General features: G+C 72.4%; 20 protein-coding genes. 14 read left to right on the forward strand and 6 right to left on the reverse strand.

The annotated features are described in order from the left end of the window. Window positions 1–31 precede the first annotated feature (31 nt). From dnaJ to E2B92_RS15270, 3 genes are all read left to right on the forward strand, one after another. Window positions 32–1,210, forward strand: coding sequence for a molecular chaperone DnaJ (gene dnaJ, locus E2B92_RS15260; protein ID WP_126885625.1), 1,179 nt, complete (start codon window positions 32–34; stop codon window positions 1,208–1,210). A gap of 1 nt (window position 1,211) precedes the next feature. Continuing rightward, on the forward strand, window positions 1,212–1,658 hold the full coding sequence (locus tag E2B92_RS15265; protein ID WP_126885624.1) for a heat shock protein transcriptional repressor HspR: 447 nt from the start codon (window positions 1,212–1,214) through the stop codon (window positions 1,656–1,658). An 85-nt stretch (window positions 1,659–1,743) separates the two neighbouring features. Next, window positions 1,744–2,385 carry a DUF4232 domain-containing protein gene (locus tag E2B92_RS15270; protein WP_126885623.1) on the forward strand — a complete coding sequence of 214 codons (642 nt, stop codon included), beginning with the start codon at window positions 1,744–1,746 and terminating at the stop codon, window positions 2,383–2,385. A gap of 4 nt (window positions 2,386–2,389) precedes the next feature. Here E2B92_RS15270 and E2B92_RS15275 read toward each other — a convergent pair whose 3' ends face one another. Beyond that, entirely contained in the window at window positions 2,390–2,881 is a 492-nt protein-coding gene (locus E2B92_RS15275; RefSeq protein ID WP_126885622.1) for a hypothetical protein, read from the reverse strand. A 2-nt stretch (window positions 2,882–2,883) separates the two neighbouring features. Beyond that, window positions 2,884–3,864, reverse strand: coding sequence for a helix-turn-helix transcriptional regulator (locus E2B92_RS15280; RefSeq protein WP_126885621.1), 981 nt, complete (start codon window positions 3,862–3,864; stop codon window positions 2,884–2,886). A 243-nt stretch (window positions 3,865–4,107) separates the two neighbouring features. Between E2B92_RS15280 and E2B92_RS15285 the strand changes: the two genes are divergently transcribed. Then, complete coding sequence (locus tag E2B92_RS15285; RefSeq protein ID WP_126885620.1) at window positions 4,108–4,302, forward strand: hypothetical protein; 195 nt, start codon at window positions 4,108–4,110, stop codon at window positions 4,300–4,302. Continuing rightward, on the forward strand, window positions 4,299–4,616 hold the full coding sequence (locus E2B92_RS15290; RefSeq protein WP_073756807.1) for a (2Fe-2S)-binding protein: 318 nt from the start codon (window positions 4,299–4,301) through the stop codon (window positions 4,614–4,616). The genes E2B92_RS15285 and E2B92_RS15290 overlap by 4 nt, the downstream gene beginning before the upstream one ends. A 126-nt stretch (window positions 4,617–4,742) precedes the next feature. Here the strand turns inward: E2B92_RS15290 and E2B92_RS15295 are convergent, their stop codons facing one another. Next, window positions 4,743–5,156 (reverse strand): pyridoxamine 5'-phosphate oxidase family protein, encoded by a 414-nt coding sequence (locus tag E2B92_RS15295; protein ID WP_126885619.1) that lies wholly within the window; start codon window positions 5,154–5,156, stop codon window positions 4,743–4,745. Window positions 5,157–5,277: 121 nt separating this feature from the next. Between E2B92_RS15295 and clpB the strand changes: the two genes are divergently transcribed. Further along, window positions 5,278–7,863 carry an ATP-dependent chaperone ClpB gene (gene clpB, locus E2B92_RS15300; protein ID WP_126885618.1) on the forward strand — a complete coding sequence of 862 codons (2,586 nt, stop codon included), beginning with the start codon at window positions 5,278–5,280 and terminating at the stop codon, window positions 7,861–7,863. Window positions 7,864–7,869: 6 nt separating this feature from the next. On the opposite strand, the gene E2B92_RS15305 is transcribed toward clpB, so the two are convergent. Next, window positions 7,870–8,313: a hypothetical protein gene (locus E2B92_RS15305; RefSeq protein WP_126885617.1), complete on the reverse strand. Its 444-nt coding sequence runs from the start codon at window positions 8,311–8,313 to the stop codon at window positions 7,870–7,872. A gap of 106 nt (window positions 8,314–8,419) precedes the next feature. Between E2B92_RS15305 and E2B92_RS15310 the strand changes: the two genes are divergently transcribed. After that, on the forward strand, window positions 8,420–8,959 hold the full coding sequence (locus tag E2B92_RS15310) for a YbjN domain-containing protein (protein WP_126885616.1): 540 nt from the start codon (window positions 8,420–8,422) through the stop codon (window positions 8,957–8,959). An 8-nt stretch (window positions 8,960–8,967) separates the two neighbouring features. Here the strand turns inward: E2B92_RS15310 and E2B92_RS15315 are convergent, their stop codons facing one another. Both E2B92_RS15315 and E2B92_RS15320 read right to left on the reverse strand, forming a co-directional pair. Then, window positions 8,968–10,101, reverse strand: a complete 1,134-nt coding sequence (locus E2B92_RS15315) for a hypothetical protein (RefSeq protein ID WP_133087567.1) — start codon at window positions 10,099–10,101, stop codon at window positions 8,968–8,970. Window positions 10,102–10,384: 283 nt separating this feature from the next. Next, complete coding sequence (locus tag E2B92_RS15320) at window positions 10,385–11,548, reverse strand: pyridoxal phosphate-dependent aminotransferase (RefSeq protein ID WP_126887121.1); 1,164 nt, start codon at window positions 11,546–11,548, stop codon at window positions 10,385–10,387. A 108-nt stretch (window positions 11,549–11,656) separates the two neighbouring features. Here E2B92_RS15320 and E2B92_RS15325 point away from each other — a divergent pair, with 108 nt between their 5' ends. The 7 genes from E2B92_RS15325 to fbaA all read left to right on the forward strand — a co-directional run bounded on the left by E2B92_RS15325 (window position 11,657) and on the right by fbaA (window position 18,194). Further along, entirely contained in the window at window positions 11,657–11,881 is a 225-nt protein-coding gene (locus E2B92_RS15325) for a hypothetical protein (protein ID WP_126887120.1), read from the forward strand. Between the two features lie 641 nt (window positions 11,882–12,522). After that, window positions 12,523–13,041, forward strand: a complete 519-nt coding sequence (locus tag E2B92_RS15335) for a DUF2617 family protein (RefSeq protein ID WP_126887118.1) — start codon at window positions 12,523–12,525, stop codon at window positions 13,039–13,041. A 48-nt stretch (window positions 13,042–13,089) separates the two neighbouring features. Further along, entirely contained in the window at window positions 13,090–14,682 is a 1,593-nt protein-coding gene (locus E2B92_RS15340) for a polyamine aminopropyltransferase (RefSeq protein WP_126887117.1), read from the forward strand. A 72-nt stretch (window positions 14,683–14,754) separates the two neighbouring features. Further along, window positions 14,755–15,609, forward strand: a complete 855-nt coding sequence (locus E2B92_RS15345; RefSeq protein ID WP_126887116.1) for an SRPBCC domain-containing protein — start codon at window positions 14,755–14,757, stop codon at window positions 15,607–15,609. A 10-nt stretch (window positions 15,610–15,619) separates the two neighbouring features. Next, on the forward strand, window positions 15,620–16,414 hold the full coding sequence (locus tag E2B92_RS15350; protein WP_126887115.1) for an aldose epimerase family protein: 795 nt from the start codon (window positions 15,620–15,622) through the stop codon (window positions 16,412–16,414). 24 nt (window positions 16,415–16,438) lie between these two features. Next, window positions 16,439–16,987, forward strand: coding sequence for an orotate phosphoribosyltransferase (gene pyrE / locus E2B92_RS15355; RefSeq protein ID WP_126887114.1), 549 nt, complete (start codon window positions 16,439–16,441; stop codon window positions 16,985–16,987). Between the two features lie 166 nt (window positions 16,988–17,153). Next, the gene (gene fbaA, locus E2B92_RS15360) at window positions 17,154–18,194 is read left to right on the forward strand and encodes a class II fructose-bisphosphate aldolase (RefSeq protein WP_260604373.1); all 1,041 of its coding nucleotides are present in this window, start codon (window positions 17,154–17,156) and stop codon (window positions 18,192–18,194) included. Window positions 18,195–18,234 lie beyond the last annotated feature (40 nt).

The raw sequence follows: 18,234 nt of genomic DNA on the forward strand, positions 1-18,234 counted from the left end.
GTGGTCGGAAGGATCGGAAGGAGGGACGTCGATGAGCACGAAGGACTTCGTGGAGAAGGACTACTACAAGGTTCTCGGCGTCCCCAAGGACGCCACCGAGGCCGAGATCAAGAAGGCGTACCGGAAGCTCGCCCGCGAGTTCCACCCGGACGCCAACAAGGGTGACGCGGGCGCGGAGGCGCGCTTCAAGGAGATCTCCGAGGCGAACGACATCCTCGGCGACCCCAAGAAGCGCAAGGAGTACGACGACGCCCGCGCCCTGTTCGGCAACGGTGGCTTCCGGCCCGGTCCGGGCGGCGGAGCCGGCGGCACGTTCAACTTCGACCTGGGCGACCTCTTCGGGGGCGCCCAGGGCGGAGCGGGTGCCGGCGGCTTCGGCGGCGGTCTCGGCGACGTGTTCGGGGGCCTGTTCAACCGGGGCGGCGGCCCCGGCACCCGTACGCAGCCGCGCCGGGGCCAGGACATCGAGTCCGAGGTGACGCTCAGCTTCACCGAGGCGGTGGACGGGGCCACGGTCCCGCTGCGGATGTCCAGCCAGCAGCCCTGCAAGGCCTGTTCGGGCACCGGCGACAAGAACGGCACGCCCCGCGTGTGCCCCACGTGCGTCGGCACCGGCCAGGTCTCGCGCGGCGGCAGCGGCTCCTTCTCGCTGACCGACCCGTGCGTGGACTGCAAGGGCCGCGGACTCATCGCCCAGGACCCGTGCGACGTCTGCCACGGCAGCGGCCGCGCCAAGTCGTCCCGCACCATGCAGGTCCGCATCCCCGCGGGCGTCTCCGACGGGCAGCGCATCCGGCTGCGCGGCAAGGGCGCGCCCGGCGAGCGGGGCGGCCCGGCCGGTGACCTGTACGTGGTCGTGCACGTCGGCGCCCACCCGGTCTTCGGCCGCAAGGGCGACAACCTGACCGTCACGGTGCCCGTCACGTTCGACGAGGCGGCGCTCGGCGGCGAGATCAGGGTGCCGACCCTCGGCGGGCCCGCGGTCACGCTGAAGATCCCGGCCGGCACGCCCAACGGCCGCACCATGCGCGCCCGGGGCAAGGGGGCGGTCCGCAAGGACGGCACGCGCGGGGACCTGCTCGTCACCGTGGAGGTGGCCGTGCCGGTGGAGCTGGGCGACAAGGCGCGCGAGGCGCTCGAAACATACCGGGAGGCCACGGCGGGTGAGGACCCGCGGGCCGAGCTGTTCCAGGCCGCGAAGGGGGCTTGAGATGGACGGACGCCGTCGCAATCCGTACGAGCTGACCGACGAGACACCGGTGTACGTCATCTCGGTGGCGGCCCAGCTCAGCGGACTGCACCCGCAGACGCTGCGCCAGTACGACCGGCTGGGTCTGGTCTCCCCGGACCGTACGGCCGGGCGGGGCCGGCGCTACTCGGCCCGTGACATCGAGCTGCTGCGGCAGGTGCAGCAGTTGTCGCAGGACGAGGGCATCAACCTGGCCGGCATCAAGCGGATCATCGAACTGGAGAACCAGGTCGCCGCCCTCCAGTCCCGGGTCGCCGAGCTGAGCGCGGCGGTCGAGGGCGCGGCGGCGGCGATGCGCCAGCGCGAGGCCCAGGTGCACGCCTCGTACCGGCGCGACCTGGTGCCCTATCAGGACGTGCAGCAGGCGGGCGCGCTCGTGGTGTGGCGTCCGCCCAAGCGCGGCGACTGACAGCGCATGACGTCAAGGCCCCTTCCCTCCGGCGAGACCGGGCGGAGGGGGCCTTCTCTCCGTACGGGCGTGCGATGATCCGGGGATGCGTACGACTCGGGGGACCTCACGCGGCCGACCGCGCACCGGCGTGGCGCTGCTGGCGCTGGCCGCCCTCGCGGCCGGCTGCGACGACGAGACGGGTGACGCGCCCCTGCCGGAGCGGGTCACGGCGAGCCCGGCCCCGCCGCTGGAGCCGCCTGCCCTGCCGGGGCCGCCGCCCCGGGGCGGGGAGCCGCCCGCCGCCGCCGAGGGGGAGTGCCCCGCTTCCGGGGTCCGGGTCGTGACGGGGATGACGGAGGCCGCGACGGGCCTGCGTGCCATGGGGGTGACGCTGGCCAACTGCGGCACCAGGCCGTTCGGCGTGAGCGGCTACCCCGTGCTCGACGTCCTCGGCGAGCGGCGCGAGAAGCTGGACGTCACCGTCCGCAACGGTTCGCACGTCGACACCACCACCAAGCCGTCGTCGTTCGTCCTGGCGCCGGGCGAGCAGGCCCGGGCGTCGGTGGTCTGGCGCAACACGGTGACGCGCACCGACGTCGTGGCGACCAGTGGCGCGTACCTGCGGGTGACCCCGGCGCCCGGTGTGGCGGCCCAGACGGTCGCCCCGGCCGACGGCGGGCCGCTGGACCTCGGCACCACCGGCGTCCTGGAGGTCACCCCGTGGAAGCCGGCCGAGCCGTCCTGAGGGATCAGGGGATCAGCTCGCTCACCATGTCCAGCGTGGTCTCCCACATCGGCCGCGCGCCCGTCCCGAAGGCCGCCGCCAGGGCGGCGCCGACGGCGGCGTCCTCGGCGAGCACCTCGGCGTGCTCGTCCCAGTCGGCGGTGACGCGGCCGTCGCCGGTCGACTCCAGTTCGCCCAGCTTGCGTCCGTCGCGCAGCAGCCGGCTCTCCTCGTGGGAGCAGGGCACGAGCCGGTAGCGGGTGCCGCCGACGCGGGCGTCGACGCGGTAGGAGCGGCGGGACAGCCGCCCCTTGGCGGGCGAGATCCCGGCCGGCCGGCCGTCGACGGTGAGCGTCAGCAGGGCGGGGTCGCGGGTGCCGATCGGGATGAGCGGGTCGGGCTCCGTGCCGGGGGCGCGGACGAGGCGTACGTGCGGCAGGCCGGGGCCCGTGACGTCGAGGGTGCCGGCGCCGGGGCGGAGCCGCACGGCCGGTGCGGCGGGGAAGGGGGCGTGCATGGTCAGTGGTCCTGCTCCAGGATGCCCGACTTGGCTATCAGGTACCCGAGTTGGGCCCGGCTCCCGCTGCCGAGGACGGAGGCGAGCTTGGCGATGTGGGCGCGGCAGGTCCGCACGTTCATGCCGAGGCGGCGGGCGATGGCCTCGTCGACGTGTCCCTCGACCAGCAGTTTGGCGATGGAGCGCTGGACCCCGCTGATGCCGTCCGACTTCAGGTCGTACGGGATCTCCTCGTTGATGGGCACGGCCAGTTGCCAGAACTGGTCGAAGACGCCGGCGAGGTAGGCGACGAGGCCGGGGTGGCGCAGCTCCAGGGCGACCTGGCGGTCGCTGCGCGCCGGTACGAAGGCGACTTCGCGGTCGACGATGATGAGCCGGTCGATGATCTGCTCCAGGGTGCGCACCTGCACCTCCGGGCCCACGTGCTCCAGGTACGTGAGCGTCAGCTCCGTGTGGCGGGCCGTGTGCTGGTAGAGCGTGCGCATCCGGATGCCCCGGCCGAGCAGGGGCCGTACGCGGCGCAGGGCCTCGCTCAGCCCGTGGGCGGGGCGCCCGCCGCCCGGCTGGACGGTGAGCAGTTCCTTCTCGCAGCCGGCGACGACCCGGTCCAGGGTGGCGTTGATCCGGCTCAGGCCCTCGAGCACGGTGATGGCGTGGGTGGTGGGCGCGTTCTGGGCGCTGATGGCCATGAATGGCTCGAACGCGTCGGACAGTTCGACGGTGAGGCGTCTACGCTCCAGGATCTCGCGCTCGATGGGCTGGAGCAGTTGGGCCAGGGCGGAGGAGGGCGGTACGGGACGGAGCCACTGGGCGTCGTCGGGGTCGGGGTGCAGCAGCGCGAGGTCGAGCAGGCACGGCACCTCATCCGCCTCTGACCGGGGTATTCGTCCGCTGCGCAAGGCGTTCGCGTAGAGCTCGGAACCCGCCTCGCACAGCTCCGTGTGGGAATGGGGGTGGCCAGGCTTGTCCGGTTTTACGCTCATCTGTACACCCCCAGGCTCCTGCATCTCAGGAACATGATGCCTGTCGTAGGTGGTGGAAGCGTGGAGAGTGAGCAATCGTCGTAGCCGCGGGGGTTGGAAAGAGACGTTGCCTTCAAGTGAGGTTGCTCGGTGATGACGAAGAGACTCATACGCGCAGTGGTTGCCAGTGCGTTCATCGCTGCCGGCGCGGTAGGGGTTCTGGGGGCGGCCGAGGGTCAGGACTCGCAGGCGGCTCCCGGCACCGTGACCACGACGCCGGACCCGGGCTGGACCGCCGTGGCGGCCGCCGCGCCGGGCCTGGCCGTGAACGACCCCTCGTGGACCGCCGAACCCGTCAGGTCGGGTACGGCCGCGCTGGACCCGGGCTGGACCGCCGTCGCACCCGCAACCGCGGGCCTGACGGCGAACGACCCCGGCTGGACCCTCGTCGGCGCATGAACGTTCCCGACGACTCGCGCTTCCGGCGCGAGATGGCATCCGCCTACCGTTCCGGGTGGCATTTCATCGACCTCGTCACGGCTGTGCCGCACAGTGGCGATTCGTTGATGGTCACCCTCTTCGGTGAGCCGATCGTCATCACGCGCGGAGACGACGAGGACATCCGAGCCTACCGATGCCTCCGACGGCCCCGCGGAGCTCCGCAGCCCGTTCGTTGCGCCATCCGGTACGGCATGATTTTCGTCAACCTCGACCAGCGTGACCACCAGCTCGTCGAGCCGGAGACCACCACCGCCACCCCCCGCAGCGCCTGAGCGATTCCCCCGTCGTTGTAAATCGCCCAGGTGCTTCCCCCACACAGCGGCGCCATCGTGGACCTGAACACGGTGGCGCCGCTGTGCTGTGCGCGTACGCCGTTCCTTCGGGGCTCGGTTCGGCGATCAGGCGCGGCCCATCGCCCGGGTGAGGGCGATCTCGATCACGACCCGGTCCGGGTTCGGCGTGGGCGTGCGGCCGTAGCGGGCCGCGTAGCGCTCCACCGCGTCCGCGACGACCTCCGGCTCCGTGCGGATCGTCGCGACGCCCTCCAGGGTCGCCCAGCGGCCCTTGTCGACCTGGCACACCGCCACCCGCGCGCCCCCGGGGCCCGCGGCCAGCACGTTGGCGACCTTGCGGCTGTGCTTGTTGGTGATCACCCGGGCGATGCCCTTCTCGCCGCCCTCGGGGTCGTACGTGACGCCCACCGCCACGACGTGCGGGGTGCCGTCCGGCCGGGGCGTGGTGAGCGTGGACATGTGGTACTCGCGCCAGAAGCCGAGGTACGCGTCGCCGGGGTTGCGGGGATCGATGGCCATGCCCGCGAACCTACCGGCGGCGGGTACCGCGGACCAGCTTGAGTGGAATAGACTCAACTTTACGTACGTTGGATGAGTCATAGTCGACAGAGCCCGTGGCAACGAGGAGGAGAGACCGCCCGTGGACGCCGAGCTGACCAACAAGAGCCGGGATGCGCTGAACGCCGCCACCAGCCGTGCCGTGTCCGAGGGACACGCGGACCTGACCCCCGCGCACCTGCTGCTCGCGCTGCTCGCGGGCCAGGACAACGAGAACATCACCGACCTGCTCGCCGCCGTCGACGCCGACCAGGCCTCGTTGCGCTCCGGGGCCGAGCGCGTGCTCGCCGCCCAGCCCAGCGTCACCGGCTCCACGGTCGCCCCGCCGCAGCCCAACCGCGACCTGCTCGCCGTCATCGCCGACGCCTCGCAGCGCGCCAAGGAGCTCGGCGACGAGTACCTGTCGACCGAGCACCTGCTCATCGGCATCGCGGCCAAGGGCGGCCGGGCCGGCGAGGTGCTGAGCGAGCAGGGGGCCAGTGCGAAGAAGCTGCTGGACGCGTTCGAGAAGGCAAGGGGAGGGCGCCGCGTGACCACACCGGACCCGGAGGGCCAGTACAAGGCGCTGGAGAAGTTCGGCACGGACTTCACGGCCGCCGCCCGTGACGGCAAGCTCGACCCGGTCATCGGCCGGGACCAGGAGATCCGCCGCGTGGTGCAGGTGCTGTCCCGCCGCACCAAGAACAACCCGGTGCTCATCGGCGAGCCCGGCGTCGGCAAGACGGCCGTCGTCGAGGGCCTCGCCCAGCGCATCGTCAAGGGCGACGTCCCGGAGAGCCTGAAGAACAAGCGCCTGGTCGCCCTCGACCTCGGCGCCATGGTCGCCGGCGCCAAGTACCGGGGCGAGTTCGAGGAGCGGCTGAAGACCGTCCTGTCCGAGATCAAGGCCAGCGACGGCCAGATCATCACCTTCATCGACGAGCTGCACACCGTCGTCGGCGCGGGCGCCGGCGGCGACTCCGCCATGGACGCGGGCAACATGCTCAAGCCCATGCTCGCCCGCGGCGAGCTGCGCATGGTCGGCGCCACGACCCTCGACGAGTACCGCGAGCGCATCGAGAAGGACCCCGCCCTGGAGCGCCGCTTCCAGCAGGTCCTGGTCGCCGAGCCGACCGTCGAGGACACCATCGCGATCCTCCGCGGCCTCAAGGGCCGGTACGAGGCCCACCACAAGGTCCAGATCGCCGACTCGGCCCTGGTAGCCGCCGCCACGCTCTCCGACCGCTACATCACCTCCCGGTTCCTGCCCGACAAGGCCATCGACCTCGTCGACGAGGCCGCGTCCCGGCTCCGGATGGAGATCGACTCCTCGCCCCTGGAGATCGACGAGCTCCAGCGCGCCGTCGACCGCCTCCGCATGGAGGAGCTGGCGCTGAAGAACGAGTCCGACCCCGCCTCCGTACAGCGCCTGGAGAAGCTGCGCCGCGACCTCGCCGACAAGGAGGAGGAGCTGCGCGGCCTGACCGCCCGCTGGGAGAAGGAGAAGCAGGGCCTCAACCGCGTCGGTGAGCTCAAGGAGCAGCTCGACGACCTGCGCGGCCAGGCCGAGCGCGCCCAGCGCGACGGCGACTTCGACACCGCCTCCAAGCTGCTGTACGGCGAGATCCCGGCCGTCGAGCGGGAGCTGGAGGCGGCCAGCGAGGCCGAGCAGGAGGCCGCCAGGGACACGATGGTCAAGGACGAGGTCGGCGCCGACGACATCGCCGACGTCGTGGGCTCCTGGACCGGCATCCCGGCCGGGCGCCTGCTGGAGGGCGAGACGCAGAAGCTGCTGCGCATGGAGGACGAGATCGGCCGCCGGCTCATCGGCCAGACCGACGCCGTACGGGCGGTGTCCGACGCCGTGCGCCGCACCCGCGCAGGGATCTCCGACCCCGACCGGCCCACCGGCTCGTTCCTCTTCCTCGGCCCCACCGGTGTCGGCAAGACCGAGCTGGCCAAGGCCCTCGCCGACTTCCTCTTCGACGACGAGCGGGCCATGGTCCGCATCGACATGAGCGAGTACGGCGAGAAGCACAGCGTCGCCCGGCTGGTCGGCGCGCCCCCCGGCTACGTCGGCTACGAGGAGGGCGGCCAGCTCACGGAGGCGGTGCGCCGCCGCCCGTACAGCGTCGTCCTGCTGGACGAGGTGGAGAAGGCCCACCCGGAGGTCTTCGACATCCTGCTCCAGGTCCTCGACGACGGCCGCCTGACCGACGGTCAGGGCCGCACGGTCGACTTCCGCAACACCATCCTCATCCTCACCTCCAACCTGGGCAGTCAGTTCCTCATGGACCAGGCGACCCCGGAGGAGCGGAGGAAGGAGCAGGTGCTGGAGGCGGTGCGGGCCTCCTTCAAGCCGGAGTTCCTCAACCGGCTCGACGACATCGTCGTCTTCTCGGCCCTCGACCGGGACCAGCTCGCCCACATCGCCCGGCTCCAGATCGACCGGCTGGCGGCCCGCCTCGCCGAGCGCCGGCTCACCCTGGACGTCACCCCCGAGGCCCTGGACTGGCTCGCCGCCGAGGGCTTCGACCCGGCGTACGGGGCCCGTCCGCTGCGCCGCCTGGTCCAGACGGCCATCGGCGACCGGCTCGCCAAGGAGATCCTGGCGGGCGAGGTCCAGGACGGCGACACGGTGCGCGTGGACCGCTTCGAGGACGGCCTGATCGTGGGCGCGGCGCAGTAACCCGGGCTACATGTCGAAGGCCCGCAGGCGTACGAGGGCGGTGTCCCCGTCCTCGTACGTCACGTCCACGTCCACCGCCGCGAGGTCGGCGTCGCCGTACTCCGCGCGCAGGCACAGGTCCGTGTCGCAGGACACGGCGCGCCGCGCCGCCGGGTAGGTCGCCGACAGCCAGTCCCGGGCCTGCGCGCGGGGCACCCGGAACGAGGCCGTGACGTACGTGTCCTGCCAGTGCGCCCCGGTGCACCGGGCGTCACGGGCGCCCTCGGGCAGGGCGGCCCGGGCGAAGGCCAGCGCCTTGTCGCACGGCACCTCCTGCTCCCTGCCGGACTCGCTCAGGGCGTACGCGCCCCAGGCGACACAGCCGGCCGGCACACCCAGGACCACCACCAGCGTCACCCAGATCCACCAGTACCGCCCGAGCGGTCGCGTTCTTCCGGTCTCCTCGGCCACAGGAACGAGATCATGTCAGCTCGCAGCGGATCGCCGCCGCGCGGGCTTGCCACCCACGGCCCGGCATGGGAGAGGATGGCGGCAATCGTTCGAAGGGAAATTCACGGTGAGCATCGACCCGGCCTCCATTCCGAATTTCGGTGGCCAGCCCCAGCCTGAAGAGGCCGCAGGACCGGCGGGCCCCGTCGTCCCCGACCAGGACCTCGTCAAGCAGCTCCTGGAGCAGATGGAGCTGAAGTACGTCATCGACGACGAGGGCGACCTCGCCGCCCCGTGGGAGGAATTCCGCACGTACTTCATGTTCCGCGGCGAGGCGGAGCAGCAGGTCTTCTCGGTGCGGACCTTCTACGACCGCCCGCACCCGGTGGAGAACCGCGCGCAGATCCTCGAGACGATCGACGACTGGAACCGCCGCACCCTGTGGCCGAAGGTCTATACGCACCTCCACGAGGACGAGCAGGGCGGCGCGACCGTACGGCTCATCGGCGAGGCGCAGATGCTGATCGGCACCGGCGTCAGCCTGGAGCACTTCGTGCAGTCGACGGTGAGCTGGGTGCGCGCGTCGATCGAGTTCGACAAGTGGCTCGTGGAGCAGTTCGGCCTGGAGTCCGAGGGCGGCGACGCCGAGCCCGGCGACGAGGCCTGAGCCCCGGCCTACAGCGCCATCGGGGCGAGTACCAGCAGGTACGTCCCGTAGCCGAACGACACCCCGGCCAGGGCGGCGACCACCACGGCCGCCGCCCTCGGCCGGGCTCTGCGCAGCGCGCACGCCACCGGCACCAGCAGCGGGAACGCGGGCACCAGGAAGCGTGGCTTGGACTCGAAGAAGCCCGACCCGCCCACCGCGATCACCACCAGCACCGCCGTGTACACCAGCAGCGGCAGCGGCGGCCGCTCCACCACCAGCAGCGCGGCCAGCACGACCCCCGCGCCGGTGAGCAGCAGAGACACCGTGAAGCCGAGGTCCATCGGCCTGGTCACCACCGAGCGCACGAAGCCGAGGGTGCCCGCCCCGAAGTCGAACCGGGACGTCCACCCCGCCTGCACGGCGAAGTACCCGCCCAGCGGGTCGCCCTTGCGCACGCCCACCCACAGCAGGTAGCCCGCCCAGCCCGCCGGTGCCACGGCCGCCCCCGCCCACATGCGCCAGTCGGTGCGCCGCTCGCCGCGGAACAGGCGCCAGGCCTCGTACGCCACCGTCGCCCCGACCGCCGCGGCGACCGCGATGCCGTTCGGCCGCGCAGCCCCCGCCAGCGCCGCGAGGGCGCCCGCCCACAGCCAGCGGCGGGTGAGCAGCGCGTACAGCGACCAGGCCGCGAAGGCCGTCAGCAGCGGTTCCGTGTACGCCATGGACAGCACGATCGAGTGCGGCAGCAGGCCCCACAGCAGCACCAGGGTGGTCGCCACGTCCCGCCCGTACAGCTTCTCGCCGATCAGGTGGATGCCCCACGCCGCCGCGCCCGCCGCCGTCCAGGACACCAGCAGCCCGGCCGTTCCGCCCGCCACCGGAAGCAGGACCGTCACCAGGCGCACCAGGCCGGGGTACAGGGGGAAGAACGCCAGGTCCGACTGGACGACGCCGTCCGGCCAGTACAGCGTCGTGCCGTAGCCGTGCGCGGCGATCGCCAGGTACCAGTCGGAGTCCCAGGACATGGCCAGCAGGGCGCGCGGCGAGCGGCCGGTGTGCCAGGCCCACAGCGCCATCACCGTCATCCCGGTGAGCCGTGCCGCGGCGAACAGCCCCAGCGCCGGCGCCGCCCGGTACAGCGCCGCACGCCACCGCGGCACGGGGCGGGCACCGGAGGCTGTCACGTGGTCGAAGGTCTCGGCGGACAGGGTGCACCTCCGTGCGCGCGTGAACGGTCACCCCGACCATGGGCGCCGCCCGCCCCGGGCGCGACCGCTGGGAGCCCGCCCGGGTGGTCCCCTCCGCCGGGCCCCCGCACGCGCGCGTGTCGCCGTGACAGGACGCCCGCCGGCGGCTAAAGGGCGCCCGGCCCGGCACGCCCGGCGGCGGCTGAGGGCGCCCCGGCCCGGCACGCCCGCCGGGCTACAGGGGTCGCCGCCGGGGCTACAGGGTGCCGAGCCGCTTCACCGCGTCCTGGAGCACCTCGGTCCGCTTGCAGAACGCGAACCGTACGAACGGCGCCCCCTGTTCGCGGTGGTCGTAGAAGACCGCGTGGGGGATGGCCACGACCCCGCAGCGCCCGGGCAGCGCCCGGCAGAAGCCGATGCCGTCGTGCTCGCCCAGCGGGCGGATGTCGGTGGTGACGAAGTAGGTGCCCTGCGGCCGGAACACCCGGAAACCGGCCTGCGCCAGCCCGTCGCTGAGCAGGTCGCGCTTGGCCCGCAGATCGTCGCGCAGAGCGGTGAAGTAGGTGTCCGGCAGGCGCAGCGCCTCCGCGACCGCGTACTGGAAGGGGCCGCCGGAGACGAACGTCAGGTACTGCTTCGCGGAGCGCACGGCGGTGGTCAGCTCGGGCGTGGCGGTGACCCAGCCGATCTTCCAGCCCGTGAAGGAGAACGTCTTTCCGGCACTCGAAATGGTGACCGTGCGCTCCCGCATGCCGGGGAAGGTGGCGATCGGGATGTGCTCGCCGTCGAAGACGAGGTGCTCGTACACCTCGTCGGTGACCACGAGCAGGTCGCGCTCGACGGCGAGCGCGGCGACGGCGGCCAGCTCGTCGCGGGTGAGGACGGTGCCGGTGGGGTTGTGCGGGGTGTTGAGCAGGATGAGCCGGGTGCGGTCGGTGACGGCGGCCCGCAGCTCGTCCAGGTCGAGCACGAACCGGTCGCCGTCCGGGCGCAGGGTGACCGGGACACGGGTGCCGCCCGCCATCGCGACGCAGGCCGCGTACGAGTCGTAGTACGGCTCCAGGGCGATCACCTCGTCGCCCGGCTCGACCAGGGCCAGCAGGGCGGCGGCGATGGCCTCCGTGGCGCCCGCCGTGACCAGCACCTCGGTGTCGGGGTCGTACACCAGGCCGTACCGCTCGCGCTGGTGGTCGGCGACGGCGGTGCGCAGCTCCGGGACCCCGGGGCCGGGCGGGTACTGGTTGCCCCGGCCGTCCCGGATGGCGCGGACGGCGGCCTCGGCGACGGCCTCGGGGCCGTCGGTGTCGGGGAAGCCCTGGCCCAGGTTCACCGAGCCGGTCGAGAGGGCGAGGGCGGACATCTCCGCGAAGATCGTCGTTCCGAACTCGGCGAGGCGGCGGTTGAGCGGCGGTCGTGTCATGGCGGCCATCCTGGGCCGAAGCTCTGGAGTTGCTCAAGTGCGCTTTGGAGCGTGATCACCGGGGGGATCTCCCTGCCACACATCGTGCAACACACGGAGAAAAGGCAGGTGAGTGCCGTGGCGGAGGTCTTCTTCGACCTGTGGCCGCTCTTCATGGCGGGCATCCTGATCCTCGCCGTCGTCCGGTTCGTGCTGACGGGCGAGCCCCCGAGGAGCAGGGGGAGCCGGTGGGCGGACGGCGGCGGCTCGTCCTCCTCCTCGTCCTCCTCGAGCTGGTCGTCGTGCGGCGGTGGCTCCGGCTCGTCGTGCGGCGGCGGCTCGTCCTGTAGCTGAACCTCTGGACTTGCTCAATTCGGATTAGGACGGGTGGCGGCGGGGGCATCCCCCTGACACGTACGACACGGGGGGATGTGAGGCACATGGAGATGGGCCTGATCGCCGCCGGCCTGATCGTCGTGGTGGGGTTCCTCATCGCGGTCGGTGCGGCGGGCGGGGGAAGGAACCGGCGCCGCTCGCGCTCCGGGAGCGCCTACGGCGGTTCCTCCGGAGGCAGTTGGTGGTCCGGTGACGGGGGCGGGTCGTCCTGCGGCGGGGGGTCGTCCTGCGGAGGCGGGTCCTCCGGGGGCGGCGGCGGATGTGGTGGCGGAGGTAGCTGACACGGGGCAGCCGGTCCGCGACCACGGAAGGCGCCCGGCGGTGAACTCCGGCCGGGCGCCTTCTCGTTGGCGTTTTGTAGGGGTTCATGGTCGGTTCTTGTTGAACAGTTGAACCGGCTGGCCCCCCAGGGGATGGAAACCACGTCAAGTTGGGTAAAAACGCTGTGAGTTCGCCGCAGTTCATGATTCTCTCGCTGTCGAGAACATCCAGTCCTTGGACCTCGTGCGTGGATTTCGAGACGGAGATCCCCCAGTCCCCCTGAACGTTTTCCGGGACGCCCCCGGTCCACCGTCAAACCCTGTTTGCGGAGCCGACCCATGCTCACGACGCTCAAGACGTCCTACACCGACACCCGCGCCGCCGACCTCGCCTGGGCGCTGGGCCGGGAGGCGCTGCCCGCCCTCGCCGTCCTCGACCTCGAACTGTCCGGCGCCACACTCCAGCTCAGGCTGCTCGGCGCCTCCCACCAGGTACTGCTGGAGGAGGAGCGCGGGCGCTGTTCGGAGACCGTCGCCTGTATGCCGGGCAGCAGCACCCCGCTGCCGCTGGGGGTGGCGAAGCGGATCGGCGCGTGGGAGTACGAGTTCGCCGCGCGCGTCGAGACACTGTCGAAGGGCTCGTTCGCCGGCCGCGCCCAGGAGCTGCTGGCGCTCGTCGCCGACCATCCGAACGGCCTCGCCGGGACGTTCCCCGGTTCGCCGCACGCCTTCACCGCCATGCTCGCCCAGAGACAGGACGGCCAGGTGCGGTGGCGCACCTGGCACGCGTACCCCCAGGAGGGGCAGTTGGTGGTGACCAGGACCAGGGTGGGCGTTCGTATGCCCGCTTCCCTCTAGGTGCACTCGTGTGGGTGACCAAGGGTCACCCGTTCGTGACGTAGCGTTATGCGCGTGATCGAAGCGCCGCACGTCTCCGTCGTCGTGCCGCCCGCACCGGGCGGCCGGGCGGCGCCGCCCGCGCGGCAGCGCGCGGGACGCCTCCTGGTGCTGGCCACGGTCTTCCTCTGCGCGGCGTGCGGACTGGTGTACGAGCTGGAACTGCTCGCACTGGCTTCATATTTGATCGGGGACTCCGTCAAGCAGGCGTCCGTCGTCCTGTCGGTGATGGTCTTCGCGATGGGTGTCGGCTCGCTCCTCGCCAAGCGGCTGCGCTGCCGGGCCGCCGTCGGCTTCGGGCTGCTGGAGGCGGCGCTGGCGCTGGTCGGCGGATGTTCGGCCCTGGTCCTGTACGCCACGTTCGCCTGGATCGGTGAGTCGCGGTACGCCCTGGTGGCGTTCTCCATGGCCATCGGGGTGCTCATCGGGGCGGAGATGCCGCTGCTGATGACGCTGATCCAGCGCATCTCGCGGCGGGCCGAGCAGGACGCGGGCGGCACGGTGGCCGACCTGTTCGCCGCGGACTACGTGGGGGCGCTCGTCGGCGGGCTGGCCTTCCCGTTCCTGCTGCTGCCGTGGCTGGGGCAGCTCACGAGTGCGCTGCTCACCGGGGCGGTGAACGCGGTCGCGGGCGGGGCGCTGGTGCTGTGGCTGTTCGGGCGGGACCTGACCCGGCGGGCGCGGCGGCTGCTGGTGGTGAGCAATGTGGCGGTGCTCGGGGTGCTCGCGACCGCGACCGTGCTGGTCGACGACTTCGAGCGGGCGGCGCGCCGGGCGGTGTACGGGGAGCGGGTGCGCGTCGCCGTCCAGACGGACGTCCAGGAGGTGGTGCTGACCGGCGGGCGGGGCGAACCGCCGGAGTTGTTCCTGGACGGGCGGCTGCGGGTCAGCGGGCGGGACGAGCACCGTTACCACCGGGCGCTGGTGCACCCCGCGATGCGCGGCCCGCACGGCCGGGTGCTGGTGCTCGGGGGTGGTGACGGGCTCGCGGTGCGGGAGATCCTGCGGCACGGCGGGGTGGAGTCGGTGACGGTGTTCGAGCTGGACCCGGGCGTGGTGCGGCTGGCCCGGTACGACGAGGCGCTGACGCGGCTGAACGGGCAGGCGTACGCCGAGCCCCGGGTGCGGGTGGTGTACGGGGACGCGTTCGCCCGGCTGCGGGAGGCGGTGGCGGTGGGCGCGCGGTACGACGTGGTGATCTCCGACCTGCCCGATCCGGGCATCACGGCCAGTACGAAGCTGTACGCGGCGGAGTTCTACGGCCTCGCCGCCCGGGTGCTCGCCGACGGCGGGCGGCTGGCGGTGCACGCCGGGCCCATGGCGTCCCGGCCGCACACGTACTGGACGGTGGACGCCACGCTGCGGTCGGCCGGCTTCACGACGCGGCCCTACCGGGCGACCGGGCGGCTCTCCGGGTTCGCCGCGGGCCCCGACCGCTCCACGGGCGGCGGCACGGCGCCGTACGACTGGGGCTTCTTCCTCGCCGCGCGGGACCGGACGCCCCCGGACCCGCGGGTGGTGGAGGGGGTGCGCCCGGCGGTGGGGGCGCCGCAGCGTGGCCTGCCGCCGTCGACCCTGGTCCACCCCCGGTACGGGCAGTGAACCGCCATGGCCCCCTATTGGCCTCGCGCACATGGCAGACGTGAGCGCCGGGCGTGGGTAGGCTCGGGCTCCATGGAGCATGAGGTGTTCGTTCCGGTTGACGTAGAGACGCTCCGCGCCGCGCTGGCGGACCCCGCCCGGGTCGCCCCGTGCGTTCCGGGGCTCCAGCAGGACGCGGACGCGTCGGCCGGCCCGCTCGCGGGCCGCCTCAAGGTGCGCGCCGGCGGTCACTCGATCACCTACCGGGGTGCCCTGCGCATCACCGCCCGGGAGGACGGCGCGTACGCCGTGGAGGGCGAGGGCGAGGAGGTGCGCGGCACCGGGTCGGTGAAGCTCGCCCTGACGGTGCGCACGTCGCCGGTGGCCGGTGGCACCACGCTGCACTTCACCGGCACGACCAGTGCGGAGGGCCGGCTGGCGGAGCTGCCGGACGACGCGGCGGTCTCGGCGGCGCACCGGCTGCTGGACCGTTTCGCCGAGTCGCTGGCCGAGACGGCCACGACCGCCCCGGGCGCCGTCCGTTCCGGGGAGGACGACACCGGTGCCCTGGCCGCCGGTGAGGGCGCCGGTGAGCGGGACGTCGACGACGACGGGGTGGACCAGGGCGCCGAGGGCGCCGGGTCGGTGTTCGACGCCCCCGTACCGCCGCCGTCGCTGGACCCGCTGGCCGACGCGGAGTTCGAGGTGCCCGACATCCCGGACGGCGCGCTCCCCGACCCGGGTGCCGAGGCGGCACACGCGCGCCGGACCATGATCGGGCGCAGCGCCGAGGAGGTCGACCACGCCCCGCCGCGCGGGCGGTACGCGCCCACGCCCGGCCCGGAGACCGCGTCGACGACCGCCACCCTGCGGTGGCTGGCGCCCGCGGCCGCGCTGGCCCTCGCCTCCGCGGTGGTGGTCGGGCGGGCGCTGCGGCGCCGCAAGTAATGTCGGTGCCGTGACCAGTAGCGAACAGAGCGTCCGGCTCGCGGCCGGAGACGTCGAGTTGACGGTGCGTCCGGACAACGGATGCCGCATCGAGAGCCTGCGGATCGGCGGGACCGAACTGCTGCGGCAGGGCGACCGGTACGGCTGCTTCCCGATGGTGCCCTGGTGCGGGCGGACGGCGAACGGCCGGTTCCTCAGCGGGGCGACCTGGCACCGGCTCCCGCTGAACGCCCCGCCGCACGCCATCCACGGCACCGGGCGCGACACCGCGTGGCGCACCGCCGTGGCGGACAAGGCGGAGGCGGTGTTCACCTACGACCTCGCCGAGCCCTGGCCGTATCCCGGCCGGGTCACGCAGACCTTCCGGCTCACCGAGGACGCCCTCACGCTCCAGCTCGGCGTGGAGACACACGGCGACTCCTTTCCGGCCCAGGCCGGCTGGCACCCGTGGTTCCGGCGGAACCTCGGCGGCGAGGACGTCACGCTCGACTTCACGCCCGCGTGGCAGGAGGAGCGGGGCGAGGACCACCTGCCCACCGGCAACCGGATCGCGCCCACGCCCGGCCCCTGGGACGACTGCTTCGGGATGCCGGAGGGGGTGGACGTCACCCTCACCTGGCCCGGGCAACTGGAGCTGAAGGTGACCAGCCGTGCCCCGTGGGTCGTGGTGTACGACGAGCAGGAGGAGGCGGTCTGCGTGGAGCCCCAGTCGGGCCCGCCGAACGGTCTGAACACCGCTCCGCACCTGGTGACGCCCATCGAGCCGCTGGAGATCGCCGCGACGTTCGCCTGGCGCGGGCTCTGACGGGGCGGCTTTAAGCTCGTGGGCATGACTGACGTACGAGCCGATCTGCTCCAGCAGATCAAGGACAAGGCCGTGGTGCACGGCAAGGTGACCCTTTCCTCGGGTCTGGAGGCCGACTATTACGTCGACCTGCGCCGGATCACCCTGGACGGCGCGGCCTCGCCGCTCGTCGGTCAGGTCATGCTCGATCTGACCGCCGACCTGGACTTCGACGCCGTCGGCGGTCTCACCCTGGGCGCCGACCCGGTCGCCACGGCGATGCTGCACGCCGCCGCCGGGCGCGGCCGGACGCTGGACGCCTTCGTGGTCCGCAAGGCCGCCAAGGCGCACGGCATGCAGCGCCGTGTCGAGGGCCCGGACATCAAGGGACGCCGCGTGCTGGTGGTGGAGGACACCTCCACCACCGGCGGCTCCCCGCTGACCGCCGTCGAGGCGGTGCGCGAGGCCGGTGCCGAGGTCGTCGCCGTGGCGACGATCGTGGACCGGGCGACCGGTGCGGCCGAGAAGATCAGCCAGACGGCCGGGGTGCCGTACCTGTACGCGTACGCGCTCGACGAGCTGGGTCTCGCCTGACGCAAAGCGGTCATGACCTGCTGTTTTCTCAAGGGGTGGATGGTTTCACGTGAAACCGTCCGCCCCTTGTGGCACGCGGGGTGGAGCCCGCGGCGGAGTCTGGAAAGATGGGTGCGACGATGACGTCGCCCCCAGGTCAGGGATCAGCAACGCAACGCAACCGCAGATCACAAGGAGCGGACAGATGCCCATCGCAACCCCCGAGATCTACAACGAGATGCTCGACCGGGCGAAGGCAGGCAAGTTCGCCTACCCGGCCATCAATGTCACCTCGTCGCAGACTCTGCACGCCGCCCTGCGTGGTTTCGCGGAGGCAGAGAGCGACGGCATCATCCAGATCTCGACCGGTGGCGCGGAGTTCCTGGGCGGCCAGTACAGCAAGGACATGGTGACCGGCGCGGTCGCCCTGGCCGAGTTCGCGCACATCGTCGCCGCGAAGTACGACGTCACGATCGCCCTGCACACCGACCACTGCCCCAAGGACAAGCTGGACGGCTACGTCCGTCCGCTGCTCGACATCTCCGCCGAGCGCGTCGCCAAGGGTGAGAACCCGCTGTTCCAGTCGCACATGTGGGACGGCTCCGCCGAGACCCTCGCCGACAACCTGGCCATCGGCCAGGAGCTGCTCGCGAAGGCCGCCGCCGCCAAGATCATCCTCGAGGTCGAGATCACCCCGACCGGTGGCGAGGAGGACGGCGTCAGCCACGAGATCAACGACGAGCTGTACACCACCGTCGACGACGCCATCCGCACCGCCGAGGCGCTCGGCCTGGGCGAGAAGGGCCGCTACCTGCTGGCCGCCTCGTTCGGCAACGTCCACGGCGTCTACAAGCCGGGCAACGTCGTGCTCCGCCCCGAGCTGCTCAAGGACCTCCAGCAGGGTGTCGCCGAGCGCTTCGGCAAGGAGAACCCGTTCGACTTCGTCTTCCACGGCGGCTCCGGCTCCACGGCCGAGGAGATCGCCACCGCGCTGGAGAACGGCGTCGTGAAGATGAACCTCGACACCGACACCCAGTACGCCTTCACCCGCCCGGTCGCGGACCACATGTTCAAGAACTACGACGGTGTGCTGAAGGTCGACGGCGAGGTCGGCTCCAAGAAGACCTACGACCCGCGCGCCTGGGGCAAGCTGGCCGAGGCGAGCATGGCCAAGCGCGTCACCGAGGCCTGCGCCGCGCTGCGCTCCACCGGCACCAAGCTGAAGTAGCGCTCACGCCTCCGACACGGGCCCGGCATCGCCTCCGCGG

The organism is Streptomyces sp. WAC05374 (assembly GCF_004353505.1).
Classification (GTDB): domain Bacteria; phylum Actinomycetota; class Actinomycetes; order Streptomycetales; family Streptomycetaceae; genus Streptomyces.